Origin of the sequence: Pseudomonas sp. GD04091 (genome assembly GCF_029836165.1) — a bacterium.
In the GTDB taxonomy this organism is placed as follows: domain Bacteria; phylum Pseudomonadota; class Gammaproteobacteria; order Pseudomonadales; family Pseudomonadaceae; genus Aquipseudomonas.
Map to the genome: position 1 here is coordinate 14682 of NZ_JAOEBG010000003.1, position 15213 is coordinate 29894.

14 protein-coding genes and 1 riboswitch are annotated in these 15213 nt (G+C 64.5%); of the genes, 9 read left to right on the forward strand and 5 right to left on the reverse strand.

Translation table 11 applies throughout. The annotated features are described in order from the left end of the window. Positions 1-97 precede the first annotated feature (97 nt). The 3 genes from relA (at position 98) to N7422_RS05025 (ending at position 3832) form a co-directional block, all read left to right on the forward strand. The gene (gene relA, locus N7422_RS05015) at positions 98-2338 is read left to right on the forward strand and encodes a GTP diphosphokinase (RefSeq protein ID WP_279805467.1); all 2241 of its coding nucleotides are present in this window, start codon (positions 98-100) and stop codon (positions 2336-2338) included. A gap of 94 nt (positions 2339-2432) precedes the next feature. Continuing rightward, positions 2433-3266, forward strand: a complete 834-nt coding sequence (mazG, locus tag N7422_RS05020; protein ID WP_279805468.1) for a nucleoside triphosphate pyrophosphohydrolase — start codon at positions 2433-2435, stop codon at positions 3264-3266. Positions 3267-3292: 26 nt separating this feature from the next. Further along, the gene (locus N7422_RS05025) at positions 3293-3832 is read left to right on the forward strand and encodes a DUF2058 domain-containing protein (RefSeq protein WP_279805469.1); all 540 of its coding nucleotides are present in this window, start codon (positions 3293-3295) and stop codon (positions 3830-3832) included. Positions 3833-3878: 46 nt separating this feature from the next. Here the strand turns inward: N7422_RS05025 and N7422_RS05030 are convergent, their stop codons facing one another. From N7422_RS05030 to purM, 4 genes are all read right to left on the reverse strand, one after another. Then, positions 3879-4061 (reverse strand): hypothetical protein, encoded by a 183-nt coding sequence (locus N7422_RS05030; RefSeq protein WP_279805470.1) that lies wholly within the window; start codon positions 4059-4061, stop codon positions 3879-3881. A gap of 221 nt (positions 4062-4282) precedes the next feature. Beyond that, complete coding sequence (locus tag N7422_RS05035; RefSeq protein WP_279805471.1) at positions 4283-4993, reverse strand: DUF3108 domain-containing protein; 711 nt, start codon at positions 4991-4993, stop codon at positions 4283-4285. 8 nt (positions 4994-5001) lie between these two features. Then, positions 5002-5655, reverse strand: coding sequence for a phosphoribosylglycinamide formyltransferase (purN, locus tag N7422_RS05040; protein ID WP_279805472.1), 654 nt, complete (start codon positions 5653-5655; stop codon positions 5002-5004). Next, a complete protein-coding gene (purM, locus tag N7422_RS05045) occupies positions 5655-6713 on the reverse strand; it encodes a phosphoribosylformylglycinamidine cyclo-ligase (protein ID WP_279805473.1) in 1059 nt (352 codons plus the stop codon). The genes purN and purM overlap by 1 nt, the downstream gene beginning before the upstream one ends. Before the next feature lie 297 nt (positions 6714-7010). Here purM and N7422_RS05050 point away from each other — a divergent pair, with 297 nt between their 5' ends. The 6 genes from N7422_RS05050 to N7422_RS05075 all read left to right on the forward strand — a co-directional run bounded on the left by N7422_RS05050 (position 7011) and on the right by N7422_RS05075 (position 14175). Next, on the forward strand, positions 7011-8054 hold the full coding sequence (locus N7422_RS05050) for a DUF2066 domain-containing protein (protein ID WP_279805474.1): 1044 nt from the start codon (positions 7011-7013) through the stop codon (positions 8052-8054). A gap of 12 nt (positions 8055-8066) precedes the next feature. After that, on the forward strand, positions 8067-9140 hold the full coding sequence (locus tag N7422_RS05055) for an AI-2E family transporter (protein ID WP_279805475.1): 1074 nt from the start codon (positions 8067-8069) through the stop codon (positions 9138-9140). A 200-nt stretch (positions 9141-9340) separates the two neighbouring features. Beyond that, positions 9341-10045: a DnaA regulatory inactivator Hda gene (gene hda, locus N7422_RS05060; RefSeq protein WP_133331767.1), complete on the forward strand. Its 705-nt coding sequence runs from the start codon at positions 9341-9343 to the stop codon at positions 10043-10045. A 124-nt stretch (positions 10046-10169) separates the two neighbouring features. Then, positions 10170-10805 carry a C40 family peptidase gene (locus N7422_RS05065; RefSeq protein WP_279805476.1) on the forward strand — a complete coding sequence of 212 codons (636 nt, stop codon included), beginning with the start codon at positions 10170-10172 and terminating at the stop codon, positions 10803-10805. Positions 10806-10952: 147 nt separating this feature from the next. Beyond that, positions 10953-11489 carry a C40 family peptidase gene (locus N7422_RS05070; RefSeq protein ID WP_279805477.1) on the forward strand — a complete coding sequence of 179 codons (537 nt, stop codon included), beginning with the start codon at positions 10953-10955 and terminating at the stop codon, positions 11487-11489. A gap of 106 nt (positions 11490-11595) precedes the next feature. Continuing rightward, positions 11596-14175: a DUF6543 domain-containing protein gene (locus N7422_RS05075; RefSeq protein ID WP_279805478.1), complete on the forward strand. Its 2580-nt coding sequence runs from the start codon at positions 11596-11598 to the stop codon at positions 14173-14175. Here N7422_RS05075 and N7422_RS05080 read toward each other — a convergent pair. Further along, a complete protein-coding gene (locus tag N7422_RS05080) occupies positions 14155-14733 on the reverse strand; it encodes a hypothetical protein (protein WP_279805479.1) in 579 nt (192 codons plus the stop codon). The two genes, N7422_RS05075 and N7422_RS05080, sit on opposite strands and share 21 nt — an antisense overlap. Before the next feature lie 148 nt (positions 14734-14881). Further along, positions 14882-15104: riboswitch (cobalamin riboswitch) on the forward strand. The last annotated feature ends 109 nt before the right edge of the window (positions 15105-15213 follow it).

Sequence of the window (15213 nt, forward strand, 5' to 3'; positions counted from 1 at the left end):
GAGGCTGGCCCCTTGGTGCGGTGTTCAGGGAACGAAGGCCGTACAAGTGATAGCCAGCGCACCCCTGTGGTGCGCTGTATGGAAAGGTAAAGCAAAGATGGTACAGGTGAGAGTGCACCAGCCGGTCAACAACGACGGCAGTATCAATCTCGAAGCATGGCTCGATCATGTGGTGAGCGTCGATTCGCAACTCGATCGACCGGCCTTGAAGGAGGCCTGCGAGTTCGCCCAGGAAGTCGAGAAGAAAGGCAACCCGGCCAAGCATTCCTGGGCCGACGGCACATCCAGCTTCCAGGCGGGACTGGAGATCGCCGAAATCCTCGCCGACCTCAAGCTCGACCAGGATTCGCTGGTGGCCGCCGTCATCTACCGTTCGGTGCGGGAGGGCAAGGTGACGCTGGCCGAAGTCGGCCAGCGCTTTGGCCCGGTGGTGGCCAAGCTGATCGACGGTGTGCTGCGCATGGCCGCCATCAGTGCCAGTCTCAGCCCTCGCCAGTCGCTGGTGCTGGGCTCCCAGGCGCAGGTCGAGAACCTGCGTAAGATGCTGGTGGCCATGGTCGACGATGTGCGCGTGGCACTGATCAAGCTGGCCGAGCGCACCTGCGCCATCCGCGCGGTGAAGGCCGCCGACGACGAGAAACGCCTGCGCGTGGCCCGCGAGGTGTTCGATATCTACGCGCCGCTGGCCCACCGCCTGGGCATCGGCCATATCAAGTGGGAGCTGGAAGACCTTTCCTTCCGTTACCTCGAACCTGACCAGTACAAGCAGATCGCCAAGCTCTTGCACGAGCGCCGGCTGGACCGCGAGCGCTTCATCAGCGACGTGATGAACCAGCTGCAGAACGAGCTGCTGGCCACCGGCGTGAAGGCCGATATCAGCGGCCGGGCGAAACATATCTATTCGATCTGGCGCAAGATGCAGCGCAAGGGCCTGGAATTCAGCCAGATCTACGACGTGCGCGCGGTGCGCGTGCTGGTGCCCGAAGTGCGCGATTGCTACACCGCGCTGGGCATCGTGCATACCCTGTGGCGGCACATCCCGAAAGAGTTCGACGACTACATCGCCAACCCCAAGGAAAACGGCTACCGCTCCCTGCACACCGCGGTGATCGGCCCGGAGGGCAAGGTGCTGGAGGTGCAGATCCGCACCCACGCCATGCACGAGGAAGCCGAGCTCGGCGTCTGCGCGCACTGGCGCTACAAGGGCACCGACGTCAAGTCCAGCTCCAACCACTACGAGGAGAAGATCTCCTGGTTGCGCCAGGTACTCGAATGGCACGAGGAGCTGGGCGATATCGGCGGGCTGGCCGAACAGCTGCGGGTCGACATCGAGCCTGACCGGGTCTACGTGTTCACCCCGGACGGTCATGCCATCGACCTGCCCAAGGGCGCCACGCCGCTGGACTTCGCCTACCGCGTGCACACCGAGATCGGCCACAACTGCCGTGGCGCCAAGATCAACGGGCGCATCGTGCCGCTGAACTACAGCCTGCAGACCGGCGAGCAGGTGGAGATCATCACCAGCAAGCACGGTAGCCCGAGCCGCGACTGGCTGAACTCGAACCTGGGCTATGTGACCACCTCGCGCGCCAGGGCCAAGATCGTCCACTGGTTCAAGCTGCAGGCTCGCGACCAGAACGTTGCCGCCGGCAAGACCCTGCTCGAACGCGAGCTGGCTCGCCTGGGGCTGCCGCAGGTGGACTTCGAGCGCCTGGCCGAGAAGGCCAACGTCAAGACCGCCGAGGACATGTTCGCCGCCCTTGGCGCCGGCGACCTGCGCCTGGCGCACATGGTCAACGCCGCTCAGCAACTGCTGGAGCCCGAGCGTCTCGAACCGGTCGAGCTGGTTCCGCGTCAGGCCCGAGGCATCCGTGCGGGCAAGCGCAACGATATCCAGATCCAGGGGGTCGGCAACCTGCTCACGCAGATGGCCGGCTGCTGCCAGCCCCTGCCGGGCGATGCCATTGTCGGCTACATCACCCAGGGCCGTGGCGTCAGCATCCACCGCCAGGACTGCGCCTCGGTTCTGCAGCTGGCGGGCAAGGAGCCCGAACGCATGATCCAGGTCAGCTGGGGGCCGATCCCGGTGCAGACCTACCCGGTCGACATCGTCATCCGTGCCTATGATCGGCCGGGGCTGCTGCGCGACGTGTCGCAGGTGCTGCTCAACGAGAAGATCAACGTGCTGGCGGTCAATACCCGCTCGAACAAGGAAGACAACACCGCGCTGATGTCGCTGACTATCGAGATTCCCGGCCTGGATGCCCTCGGGCGTCTGCTGGGGCGGATCTCGCAGTTGCCCAACATCATCGAGACGCGGCGTAATCGTACCCCTTGATACCTTCATCGCGGGGCAAGCCCGCTCCCACGAACCGACCGTAAGGTGGCGTGGGAGCGGGCTTGCCCCGCGATGAGGCCGGTAAGGACAACTCATGACCTACACCCTAGACGACCTGCTGCATCTCATGGCTCGCCTGCGCGACCCGCAATATGGCTGCCCCTGGGACCTCAAGCAGGACTACGCCAGCATCGTCGCGCACACGATCGAAGAAGCCTACGAAGTGGCCGACACCATCGAGCGCGGTGACTTCGAGCACCTGCAGGGCGAACTGGGCGACCTGCTGTTCCAGGTGGTCTACTACAGCCAGTTGGCAAGGGAGGAAGGGCGTTTCGCGTTCGATGGCGTGGTCGACTCGATCACCCGCAAGCTGATCCGTCGCCACCCCCATGTCTTTCCCACGGGCGATCTCTACGCGTCTCTGGATACTCCGGCGCTGAGCGAGGCCCAGGTCAAGTCACGCTGGGAGGAAATCAAGGCCGAAGAACGTGCCGAGAAGGGCGAGCCCGAGCAGTTGTCGCTGCTCGACGATGTCCCGGCGGCGTTGCCAGCGCTATCTCGCGCCGCCAAGCTGCAGAAGCGCGCCGCCACGGTCGGTTTCGACTGGCCCGAGGCGTTGCCGGTGCTGGACAAGGTGCGCGAGGAGCTCGACGAAGTGCTGCAGGCCATGGCCGATGGCGACAGCGATGCCCTGGAAGACGAGCTCGGCGACCTGTTGTTCGCCACCGTCAACCTGGCGCGCCACCTCAGGCACGACCCGGAAAGTGCCTTGCGCCGCGCCAACCGCAAGTTCGAACGGCGCTTGCGATTCATCGAACAGGCATTGCGCGAGCAGGGCCTGTCCATCCAAGATCGTACCCTCGACGAGCTGGACGCCCTGTGGGGCGAGGCCAAGCGTCAGGAAAAGAACCTGCCCAGCTGCGGCTGAGCTGATGCATAAGTGAGTGAACACCCATGAGCCTTTCCCTTCGCGACCAATTGCTCAAAGCCGGTCTGGTCAACCAGAAACAGGTTTCTCAGGCCAACAAGGCCGAGAAGAAACAGAAACGCCTGGAGCACAAAGGCCAGGTCGAGGTGGACGACAGCCAGCAGCGCCTGGCCAAGGAAGCCATGGCCGAGAAGGCCAAAAAGGACCAGGAACTGAACCGTCAGCTCCAGGACAAGGCCGAGCAGAAGGCCCGTGCCGCGCAGATCAAGCAATTGATCGAAGCGACCCGCCTGCCCAAGCTGACCACCGAGGACTACTACAACTTCGTCGATGACAAGAAGGTCAAGCGCATCGCTGTCAACGCCCTGATGCGCAGCAAGCTGAGCAATGGCGCGCTGGCCGTCGTCGCCCACGGCGGTGGCTATGAAGTGATCCCGCGCGAGGCGGCGGTGAAGATCCAGGAGCGCGATCCCCAGCGCATCCTGTTGCTCAACACCCATGTCGAGGAAGCGGACGAGGACGATCCGTACGCGGCCTACAAGATCCCGGACGATCTGATGTGGTAAACCCGAAAAACCCCGCCTTGGCGGGGTTTTTCATTTGAAGACTGTGTCATTGCGACGGTCGTTGGTTCTCGAGGTATTCCAGTTCCATGCGGTACTGGTGCGCCTGGTGTTCGTCGTGGAACATGCCGACCAGTTGGCCCTGCTGGTGGACATCCCAGATCCGCACGCCGGCGGCCAGGCCTTCGTGGGACATTTTCGATTCGTCGCGTTCGGTTACTTGGACTGTCATCGTTAAACTCCACTTCTCGGTTAGCTGCGGCACTGTGTCGCAGGACTCCTTTATAGAATTTGTTAGCAGGCTAAGTAAATAAACTGGCGATGAAACAAGTTTCATGAACGGCAACGACCGTCTCGTGGCAGCGGGCTTGCCTCGCGATCAGGTCGGTACAGGCACTCATCAAAAAAGAAGCCCCGCACGAGGCGGGGCTTCGGGTGGCGCAGGCGACGCTATCAGTTGCCTTTGACCGCCTTGCCATCGACCGTGCCGTCCTGCAGCACGATCACGTACTCCTTGCCATCGGTCTCGACCTGGCGCAGTTGCACCAGCAGGTAGTCCCAGTCCTTGGCGAACCACAGCTCGGTGATGCGCTTGCTCTGGCTCGGGTCGCGCACGCGCTCGACCTTGACCGCGTCGACCTGGCCGGTCTTGGTGGCCACTTTTTCAGTGCCCAGTACGCGGAAGTCGTAGGTGTCGATCTCGTCACCATCGACCACCTGGTAAGTCATGCTCTTCTTGCCGGCCGCCACGTCATGCTGCAATGCCAGCTGATAGGACGACTTGTCCAGCACGCCGCGGTTGAGCGGCAGGCTGATGGCATCGCCACGGTCGCTGCCGGTGACCTTCTTGCTGGTCCAGTCGAAATCCAGGTCGACCTTCTTCGCCTTGCCCAGGCCGCCACGCTCGAAGTGGTACTTCTGCGGCAGCAGGGTGTCGTTGTCCATGCGCAGCGTGCTTTGCTCGGTCAGGCTGGCGATCATCATCGAAGCCTTGAAGTTCAGGCTCCAGGTACCGTTGGCATTCTTTTCCAGGCTGCGTTCGGCGGTGCCGCTCATGGGCAGCTGCTTCCAGTCGGCGGTGTAGCTGGCCGCGAATGGCTTCAGATCAGCTGCCTGGAGGGGCAGGGCGAGCACGGCAAGTGCCAAGAGCAGGGCGCGACGCATAAGTTCTCCTAGGATCGAATCAAGTGACCGCTGGCCGCCAGCGGCTGGCCATCCAGTAATGCACCCTGTTCGCCCAGACGCAAGCGTCCTTCGGCGAACCAGCGCACCGCCAGCGGGTAGATCTGGTGTTCCTGCAGGTGCACGCGCTGGGCGAGCGTCTGCGCGGTGTCATCCGTTGCAACCGGCACCACTGCCTGTACGACCAGAGGCCCGCCATCGAGTTCCTCGGTGACGAAATGCACGCTGCAGCCGTGCTCCGCATCGCCGGCGTCGAGCGCGCGTTGATGGGTGTGCAGGCCTTTGTACTTTGGCAACAGTGACGGATGGATGTTGAGCAGGCGCCCCTGGTAGTGGCGCACGAAGCCGCCACTGAGGATGCGCATGAACCCGGCCAGCACGACCAGGTCGGGCGTGAAACCATCGATCAGCGTCGTCAGCGCGGCGTCGAAGGCTTCACGGCCATCGAAACCGGTGTGCTCGAGCACGGCGGTGTCGATGCCGGCCGCCTTGGCGCGTTCGAGGCCGTAGGCCTCGGCGCGGTTCGAGATCACCGCGCCGATGCGCACCGGACTGTCGGCAGTCAGGCTGCTGTCGATCAGGGCCTGCAGGTTGCTGCCGGAACCGGACAGCAACACGACAACGTTACAGGTCTTGCCCGGCATCAGTGCGCCTTGAGGTTGTTCAGCTCGACCTGGGCGGCGCCTTCGGCGGCCACGTCGATACGGCCGATCACCCAAGGCTGCTCGCCAGCCTTGCGCAGCACGTTCAGGGCATTGTCGACCTGGTCCTGGGCCACGCAGATGACCATGCCCACGCCGCAGTTCAGGACGCGGTGCATTTCATGCTCGTCGACGTTGCCTTTTTCCTGCAGGAAGTCGAACACCGCCGGACGCTGCCAGCTGGCCACGTCGATCACGGCCTGGGCGTTTTCCGGCAGCACGCGCGGGATGTTGTCCAGCAGGCCACCACCGGTGATGTGGGCCATGGCCTTGACCGCGCCGGTTTCCTTGATCAGCTGCAGCAGCGGCTTGACGTAGATGCGGGTCGGGGCCATCAGCAGGTCGGCCAATGGCTTGCCGTCGAGCTGGGTGTTGGCGATGTCGGTGCCGGAGACTTCGAGGATCTTGCGGATCAGCGAGTAGCCGTTGGAGTGCGGGCCGGACGACGGCAGGGCGATCAGGGCGTCGCCGGTGACCACTTTCGAGCCGTCGATGATTTCCGACTTTTCCACCACGCCGACGCAGAAACCGGCCAGGTCGTAGTCTTCGCCTTCGTACATGCCTGGCATCTCGGCGGTTTCACCACCGACCAGCGAGCAGCCGGCCAGTTCGCAACCGGCGCCGATGCCGGTGACCACGGTGGCGGCCACGTCGACATTGAGCTTGCCGGTGGCGTAGTAGTCGAGGAAGAACAGCGGCTCGGCGCCACAGACCACCAGGTCGTTGACGCACATGGCGACCAGGTCCTGGCCGATGCTGTCGTGCTTGTTCAGGTTCAGCGCCAGGCGCAGCTTGGTGCCGACGCCATCGGTGCCGGAGACCAGCACGGGCTGCTTGTAGCCGGCCGGGATCTCGCAGAGGGCGCCGAAGCCACCCAGGCCACCCATGACTTCAGGGCGTGCGGTGCGCTTGGCGACGCCCTTGATACGTTCGACCAGTGCTTCGCCGGCGTCGATGTCTACACCGGCGTCTTTGTAGCTCAGGGAGGGTTGCTTGCTCATTGATCCAGGCCTTTAAGAGGGAGGGATTCGTGGAAAACGACCGGGACGGCCAAGGTGTACGTCACTGGTCTGCGAAGGCGCGCGATTTTATCAGGGTTGCCCCGCAGCGGCCATCCTCAGGCCGACGGGCAGGCGGCAAATCCGGGCAAAAAGCCTTGCGGGTGGTTGATACGGCCGCTTCTGTATAAGCTGCAAACCACAAGTGCCATGCTGCAAAAGCAGCCGTGCGGCGCTTGACCCGCTTTTTCTCGCGGCTTGAAGCTCGAGGCTTGAAGCTGAACCGGACAGGAATCCCCCATGCGTCTTTTCAATTTCCTCGCCGCTGGTTGCCTGGCTTTCGTCGCTGCAGCGGCCCAGGCCGAAACCGTTTCCGGCCTGTATCAGGTTCGCGAACCCCTTGACGGGCAGGGCAGCGACGCTCGCGCCCAGGCGACCGGCAAGGCCCTGGACACCCTGGTGCTGCGCCTGACCGGCGACCCGAAGGCGCCACAGAACCCGGCGCTTGCCGCCTTGCGCAAGGACCCGCAGCAGATCATCAACCAGGTCGGCACCGAAGCCGGGCCGCCCGAATCGGTGCTGGTCGAGTTCGACCCCGGCAGCACCGAGCGCGCCCTGCGTCAGGCCGGGCTTGCCCTGTGGGGCAGCAACCGGCCATCGATCCTCGGCTGGTGGCTGAACGACACTGTCGAGGGCAGCAATCTGGTGGGCGATGGCCAGGCCGCCGCCGACCCGCTGCGTCGTGCGGCGCAGCACCGAGGCCTGCCACTGCGCCTGCCCTTGGCCGATCTGCAGGAGCAACTGGTGGCCAATGCCAAGCAGCTCGAAGGCAACGATCCGGCGCCGCTGCGCGAGGCTTCCGAGCGCTATGGCGCCGATGCCTTGCTGGCGGTGCACGCTCACGAGGCCGATGGCAAATGGCAAGGCAAGTGGCAGCTGTGGCTGGGGGATCAGCGTGAGCAGGGCAGTGCCGAGGCGGCCGACCAGGCGGCCCTGGCCGATGCCGTGCTGCTGGCGGTAAGCAACCGCCTGGCGCCGCGTTATGTCACCCGGCCGGGGGCCAGCAGCGATCTGCAGGTGCAGGTCCAGGGCATGAACCTGCCGCGCTATGCCGAACTCAGCCGTGTGCTCGAACCGTACGGCGCCCGTCTGCAGATGGCTGACGGCGCAACCCTGACCTATCGCGTCAGCGGCAATCGCGAGCAATTGCGGGCGCAGTTGGGCCTGGCCAAGCTGCAGGAACTGCCCGTCGAGCAGGCGGCGACGCCAGCGCCTCAGGCCGAGCCGGGAGCCGTAGCGCCTGTCATTGCCAAGCCGTTCGACGGCTTGCGTTTTCGCTGGTAAGGAGTGATGGCAATGACTGACATGCGCCGCTGGATGTGGCTGGGCGTGGCACTGGTGATCGCCGTGCTCCTGTACTTCCTGCACAACATTCTCTCGCCGTTCCTGGTCGGCATCCTCCTGGCCTACCTGGCTGATCCGCTGGTCGATCGCCTGGAACGGCTCGGCTTGTCGCGGACCTGGGGCGTGGTGGTGGTGTTCAGCCTGTTCACCCTGATCTTCCTGGCCCTGCTGCTGGTGTTGGTACCGATGCTGGCCAAGCAGCTGGTGCGTCTGTACGAGCTGGCGCCGCAGATGCTCGACTGGCTGCAGCATGTGGCATTGCCCTGGGTGCAGAGCCGCCTGGGGCTTGCCGATGGTTTCTGGAAGTTCGACAAGATCAAGGCCGCCATCGGCGAGCACATGGGGCAGACTACCGATATCGTCGGCGTGTTGCTGTCCCAGGCCACCGCGTCGGGCCTGGCGCTGATCGGCTGGCTGGCCAACCTGGTGTTGATCCCGGTGGTGGGCTTCTACCTGCTGCGCGACTGGGACCTGATGATGGCCAAGCTGCGCAGCCTGCTGCCGCGCCAGCGCGAGCCGCAGGTGGTGGGGTTGGCCGGGGAATGCCATGAGGTGCTGGGGGCGTTCGTGCGTGGCCAGTTGCTGGTGATGCTGGCGCTGGGCGTCATCTACTCCACCGGGCTGATGCTGGTGGGGCTGGAGCTGGGCCTGCTGATCGGCATGCTGGCCGGGTTGGCGGCAATCGTGCCGTACATGGGCTTCATCATCGGCATTGGCGCGGCGCTGGTCGCCGGATTGTTCCAGTTCGGCGGTGACCTGTACCCGATGCTCGGCATCGTCGCGGTGTTCATGATCGGGCAGGCGCTGGAGGGCATGGTACTGACGCCATTGCTGGTGGGCGATCGTATCGGCCTGCACCCGGTGGCGGTGATCTTCGCGATCCTCGCCGGTGGCGATCTGTTCGGCTTTACCGGCGTGCTGCTGGCGCTGCCGGTGGCGGCGGTGATCATGGTGCTGCTGCGGCATGTGCATGACCTGTACAAGGAATCGGACATGTATGCCGGGGATGTCGACCCGGATCTGTGACCGATCGCAGGGCGGGCCCGCGCCCACGATCCCAGGCTTTCGTGGGCGCGGGCTTGCCCCGCGATGCGCTTTGATATTGCGCAACTGCTTGATTTTGCTTGAGCTATTCCCCTCGCCGATTGTGCCGTCCGCGTTGCGGGTATAGACTTTGCACACTGTTCACCAAAGGCCCCTGTGGTCCCCCGCGACCGCCCGCGAGCATGAAACCGATCCAGTTGCCCCTGGGTGTGCGTCTGCGCGACGACGCCACCTTCATCAACTACTACCCCGGCGCCAATGCCGCGGCACTGGGCTATGTCGAGCGGCTGTGCGAAGCCGACGCCGGCTGGACCGAGAGCCTTATCTACCTGTGGGGCAAGCAGGGCGTGGGCCGTACCCACCTGTTGCAGGCCGCCACCCACCGTTTCCAGCAGTTGGGTGAACCCGCTGTCTACCTGCCCCTGGCGCAATTGCTCGATCGCGGCGTCGAACTGCTCGACCACCTTGAACAGTACGAGCTGGTGTGCATCGACGACCTGCATGTGATCGCCGGCAAGGCGGACTGGGAAGAGGCCATGTTCCATCTGTTCAATCGCCTGCGCGACAGTGGCCGGCGCCTGTTGCTCGCCGCTTCCAGCTCACCGCGCGAGCTGCCGATCAAGCTGGCCGACCTCAAGTCGCGACTGACCCTGGCGCTGATCTTCCAGATGCGCGGCATGTCCGATGAAGACAAGCTGCGCGCCCTGCAGCTGCGGGCCTCGCGCCGTGGGCTGCACCTGACCGACGAGGTCGGCCATTTCATTCTCACCCGCGGTACGCGCAGCATGAGCGCGCTGTTCGACCTGCTCGAGCGCCTCGACCAGGCCTCGCTGCAGGCCCAGCGCAAGCTGACCATCCCGTTCCTCAAGGAAACCCTCGGCTGGTAGCCTGAAAACACTGTGCCAGAGCGTCAAAACGGAAAAGTCACATCTTTTTCGATAAAATTTGCAAATGGGCTCGATAGAGGGCATAGTTTCCCCCTTCTAAAGGACTACAGACACGGTCGTGCCCATGCTGAAGCGCTTCGCACCCCTCGTGCCACTTGCACTCGTCACCCTTCTTTTCGGCTGCGCCTCCCAGGGCCCGGTCTCGCCCTCCCAGGATCATCCACTGGCCGCCGAGCAATCGGTCAAGGCCAAGGCTTCCGCTTCTTCCGTATTCACCGAGGAAGAGCTGGCCAGCGAAGATGACCTCGAGGCATTTTCCAGCAACAGCAAGCCGTACCAGCTGCCGGTACTGGCCGACAGCATTCTCGAGCGCGGTATGTCGCTGATCGGCACCCGCTACCGCTTCGGCGGTACCTCCGAGAAGTCCGGCTTCGATTGCAGCGGCTTCATCGGTTACCTGTTCCGCGAGGAAGCGGGCATGAACCTGCCGCGCTCGACCCGCGAGATGATCAACGTCGATGCGCCGAAGGTCGCGCGCAACAAGCTCAAGCCGGGCGACCTGCTGTTCTTCAGCACCAACGGCCGTGGTCGTGTCAGCCACGCCGGCATCTACCTGGGTGACAACCAGTTCATCCACTCCAGCAGCCGCCGCAGCGGTGGCGTGCGTATCGACAGCCTGGGCGATCGCTACTGGAGCAAGACCTTCATCGAGGCAAAGCGCGCGCTCGCCATGGCGCCGACCACGATCTCGCGCAATTGATTTGATATCAAAATGCTGTAACCTCGCACGGCGGCGAAGCTGAAAAAGCTCGCCGCCGTGCGCATTTACAGAAAGCGTCTAATCTAAATTCTCAACTCTTTTGACCTTCGGCCGTCGCCGGAGGGCTGATGACAGGACGTTCACATCATGGCGATGTTGGCGCGCTTCGCATTCCTCTGCTTCGTGGCCCTGCTGGCGGCCTGCTCCAGTCGTGCTCCGGCACCAGCCCCGGTGGTCAAGCCTGCCTTCACCTTCAATCAGCAAGGCCCGGCGTCGCCGGCGGCGGACGACGTGCTGTTCCGCGCCATCGGCCTGGTAGGCACCCCCTACCGTTGGGGTGGCAACACGCCCGACTCCGGGTTCGATTGCAGCGGGCTGATCGGCTATGTGTACCGCGACGCCGCCGGTATCAGCCTGCCGCGCTCGACCCGCGAGATGATCGTGATGCGCGCGCCGAACGTGGACATCACCGCGCTGCAGTCCGGCGACCTGGTGTTCTTCGCCACCAGCGGCGGCTCGCAGGTCAGCCATGCCGGGATCTACGTCGGTGAAGGGCGTTTCGTCCATGCGCCTTCCAGCGGCGGCACCGTGCGCCTGGACTACCTGTCGAACAGCTACTGGGCCAAGGCCTACCTGCAGGCCAAGCGTGTACTGCCACCTGGGCACCTGGCGCAAAATCCCTGAGTCTCCCCTTGCGGACGGTTGAGCCGTTCGCACAAACATCTACCGCTCCCCACCAGCCGCCAGTGGCCAGGATGCTCGTCCGATAACGACATCCCGGGAGTGGGGCATGAGCACGATCAAGGAGCGCGTGGAGCGCAGTCTCGACGCATTGGACGCAGGGCGGCCGCTGGCCAGCCTGGTGGATGAGATCATCGGCGCCTACCCCGACCCATACGAGCTGGCGCGCCAGCATGCGCAACGCATCCTGTCCAGGCACACGGGCAGGGCGATGGACCCCAGGTTCGTCTGGTGGCACCAGTTCGACAGGGCCAGCACCAGCAATCGGAGTTTCACCGGGTGGTGGCACAGCGGTTCGCCCAGCAAGTCGATGCATCTTGCCGAACTGGTGGTACAGCGTTTCGACGCGCGCTTCCAGCAGGCGCCCGATGAGCTGGACCTGTATGGCGGATTCTACCGCCAGGGGCACCATGCCAGCGCGTTCGATGAGCGCAATGAGGTGCCGATGCTGGGTAGCGCGGTGCAGCAGGATCTGTGGGCGCTGGATTTTGCCGTCGCCTACCGTGCCGAGCTCGCGAGCTTCTGGTCCACCTATGGTGACAAGTTTCGTGTGCTGGCCAAGATCAACCTGCTGGGCCAGGCGCACGCAGCCAGGCGCGACGGGCGCATTACCGTCGACGACTGGACCCGACTGCGCGCCATGGTCAGCCATGAGCTGAGCGTCACCGGGGTGCCGACGCTGGACATGCTGCAGCGCGACAGCACCGCGAACCCGCTGGTCGCGAGCCGCTATGCGATCGACCGGGTCGACCGTGGCTGCCTCTACAGTTTCGCGGCGCAGGACGGTCGGGTGGTGCTCTATCGTCCATGGGCAGCCGAAGCGTTGAAGGGGTTCGAATCCGAGCTGACCATGGCCCGCTGGTTGCGCGAACAGCTGCAGGACGCCGACACGCTGGGCACATTCACCCGCGCCGCCCATGTCGACGCCCGCGACAGCGTACGTACCCACGAGGTCAAGGCCACCCTGCAGAGCATTGCCAACAGCCGGTCCGAGCAGGCGGCCGTGGTGGTCCTGGCCTACCTGAGACAGCCGATCAGCGGTGTGCTGTTCACCTACCTTGGTGATCGTGCCAATGAGGAAATGCGCCAGAACGCCTCGACCATGCTCGACAACGCCGACCTGCGCAAGGCGATGTGGAGCGGTTACCTGGCCGCGTTCCTCAGGGTATTTGGCGGTTTTGCGCCGTTGGGCTGGCCGATGACCCTGACCCTGCTCGGCGCCAGTGTCGCCAAGGTGGCGCTCGACGTGGACGCGGCCGCGAGCGCCGTCGACGATCATGCCCGCAGGGCCGCGCTGCGCGACGCCATCTTCGACAGCTTGTTCGCGGCACTGAACATGGCCGATCTGGGGTTTCAGTCCAGCCTGGTGTCCCTGACCTACGAGGCGCCGTTCAATGAACGCAGCACCTCGTTGGCGGACTGGACGCCTGCGCAGTCCGTTGCGCCCGCGTTGCAAGACTTGGAGGCCAACCAGGTGCTTGCCGGTGAGACCGAGCTGGCCGGGCGGCTACGGGGGATGCGGCTCGACGAGAGCGGCGGCTGCTGGATCGTCCTGGACGGCCTGAGCTATCGGGTGCGTTACAGCCATGAGCTGGCCGTGTGGCTGATCGTGCCCCCCGACGATCCCTTTGCTTTCGCCCCCCTGCACCCGGTGCGCCTGGACGAGAACGGGGTGTGGCGGCTGCTGCAGCCCCCGCGGCTGGCCGGTGGAAGCCCGCCGGCGGTGGAGGGGATGGCCAGTGTTACTTCGCGCTTCTGGGCCAGCCATGTGACGTTGGACGAGGTGTCCAGTCGAGTGCTTTCCGCCAACGCCCTGCACCGGCAGAAGGCCCTCCTCAGGCAGTGGCCGGTCGCGGAGCTGGCGCCAGGTGCCGTGCCGGCGCTGGATGGCCATGGTCTGGATTGCGTGCTGACGGCGGGGGCCACCCACTACTCCTATCGCCATGGCCGTGATTACTTCAATTCGCTGATCGAGTACTACACCAGCGATGAGTCACGGGTGAACGATGTGTTTCGCTCCGGTACCTACCGCTATGGCGACGAGGACGACTACATCAAGGACCTTGCCGACAGCCTCGAGCAGTTGCCCCGGAGTAACAAGGTCAGCCTGTATCGAGGTGGGCACAGTTCGCGCGGTACCGGGGGCGAGCGCTATCGAGGGGGGCAGTTGAAGGTCGGGGACGTGCTGGTCAATACCGATATCGCGTCCTTCACCGAGAATCCGTACAAGGTGGGTGAGTTTGCCTCTACCCACCGGACGCAGGCCCCGCAGGGCCTGGTGGGCGTCTTCGATGACAGTTCAATCATCTATGAGCTGCCAGCCGGCAGCTATCAGGATGGGACGCCGATCAGCCCGTTCTCCCTGTACTGGGACGAGGGCGAGACGGTGTTCCTGCCGGGCCGGTATTTTCGCGTCGACAAACTGGAGCAGGTCTACGGCGAGCACTTTCGCTTCATCCACGTCACGCTCAGCCAGGTGGTCGGCCCTGTGTCGGGGCCGGTCTACGATCTGCGTACCGGCCAGGCATTCGACCGGGCGAGCTTCGTCGCGCGGATCAAGACGCCAACCTTGGCACAGCGCTTCTTCCCGAGCGCCGCCGAGCCGGCTTCAAGCTTGCTTGAGCAGTAAGGCCACGCCTGGGAAGTACTGCCCCAGCTCGTTGTGCAGCTTGCGATAGGCGTAGGGGAAGTACCAGGCGATCGCGCACGCGGTGTGCTTTTGCAGGTCATCGACCAGATCCTGCAGTTCTTCCGGGCTGGCGTGCTGGCCAGCCTTCCACGGCGTGACGAACAGGGCGCCGGCACGCAGCTGGCTGGCATAGGTGATGTGCCTGGCCAGCGTGCTGGTCTCCTGCAGGGCTGCCGCCAGGTCGAGGCGCCCCAGGCGTGGCCAGCGCTGGCTGGCGTGCAGGTGCAGGGTCGACTCGGCGCTGCTGATCGAAAGGTCGCAGCGCCCCTCGCGCTCGCCCTCGTCGCGTTGCTTCTTGCTCGTGTATTGCTGCAGTGCCACCAGTTCGCCCTGCCAGGCGGCGGCCGCGAGCAGCCCGACATTGGCGGCGCTGCCGTGCCAGTAGGGGGCCTCGTTGTCGCCCTGGAGCTGATTGAAGCGGTCGATGCAGTCGACCCAGCGTTCCAGGGCGGGGCGCAGGAACTCCAGGTTCGTGTTGTTGATGATCAGGCCTTGCATGCTGCGCGCTCCTTGTCATTGTGATCGAGGTCAGCCGGTGATGGCTATGTGATATCACTGCTGAGCCTATGACACAAGCGGACGGACCGGCCATTGGTCCGGGCCGGATCCGTCGCGTTCGATTGACGCTCCTGGTGCAACCCTCTAACCTTCGCGGCGTGTTTCAGGTGCCTTGCGAGCCTTGGGTTTCGGCAGGGTGAAACTGGGAAGCCGGTGGGCGCCGACAAGGTGCGATCCCGGCGCTGCCCCCGCAACGGTAGGTGAGTCAAAGGCCGCGCAGGGCCACTGGGTGATTGGCCCGGGAAGGCGCGCGGCTACGGGCCATGGCCCGCTCACGAGCCCGGAGACCGGCCTGTCACTGCCAACGGCATCACGGAGGGTGATGCGCGGTGCGATATGGCCTGTGTGCCATGCCCCTGCGCGCTCCTCGTCTGCCTGCCTTTCACCTGCCGCCGTCCGCGCGGCAGTCTGCGGAGACCC

Excerpts from the sequence above, each read along its gene's own strand:
- relA (WP_279805467.1), top strand. The coding sequence starts at position 98 with ATGGTACAGGTGAGAGTGCACCAGCCGGTCAACAACGACGGCAGTATC.
- mazG (WP_279805468.1), top strand. The coding sequence starts at position 2,433 with ATGACCTACACCCTAGACGACCTGCTGCATCTCATGGCTCGCCTGCGC.
- N7422_RS05025 (WP_279805469.1), top strand. The coding sequence starts at position 3,293 with ATGAGCCTTTCCCTTCGCGACCAATTGCTCAAAGCCGGTCTGGTCAAC.
- N7422_RS05030 (WP_279805470.1), bottom strand. The coding sequence starts at position 4,061 with ATGACAGTCCAAGTAACCGAACGCGACGAATCGAAAATGTCCCACGAA.
- N7422_RS05035 (WP_279805471.1), bottom strand. The coding sequence starts at position 4,993 with ATGCGTCGCGCCCTGCTCTTGGCACTTGCCGTGCTCGCCCTGCCCCTC.
- purN (WP_279805472.1), bottom strand. The coding sequence starts at position 5,655 with ATGCCGGGCAAGACCTGTAACGTTGTCGTGTTGCTGTCCGGTTCCGGC.
- purM (WP_279805473.1), bottom strand. The coding sequence starts at position 6,713 with ATGAGCAAGCAACCCTCCCTGAGCTACAAAGACGCCGGTGTAGACATC.
- N7422_RS05050 (WP_279805474.1), top strand. The coding sequence starts at position 7,011 with ATGCGTCTTTTCAATTTCCTCGCCGCTGGTTGCCTGGCTTTCGTCGCT.
- N7422_RS05055 (WP_279805475.1), top strand. The coding sequence starts at position 8,067 with ATGACTGACATGCGCCGCTGGATGTGGCTGGGCGTGGCACTGGTGATC.
- hda (WP_133331767.1), top strand. The coding sequence starts at position 9,341 with ATGAAACCGATCCAGTTGCCCCTGGGTGTGCGTCTGCGCGACGACGCC.
- N7422_RS05065 (WP_279805476.1), top strand. The coding sequence starts at position 10,170 with ATGCTGAAGCGCTTCGCACCCCTCGTGCCACTTGCACTCGTCACCCTT.
- N7422_RS05070 (WP_279805477.1), top strand. The coding sequence starts at position 10,953 with ATGGCGATGTTGGCGCGCTTCGCATTCCTCTGCTTCGTGGCCCTGCTG.
- N7422_RS05075 (WP_279805478.1), top strand. The coding sequence starts at position 11,596 with ATGAGCACGATCAAGGAGCGCGTGGAGCGCAGTCTCGACGCATTGGAC.
- N7422_RS05080 (WP_279805479.1), bottom strand. The coding sequence starts at position 14,733 with ATGCAAGGCCTGATCATCAACAACACGAACCTGGAGTTCCTGCGCCCC.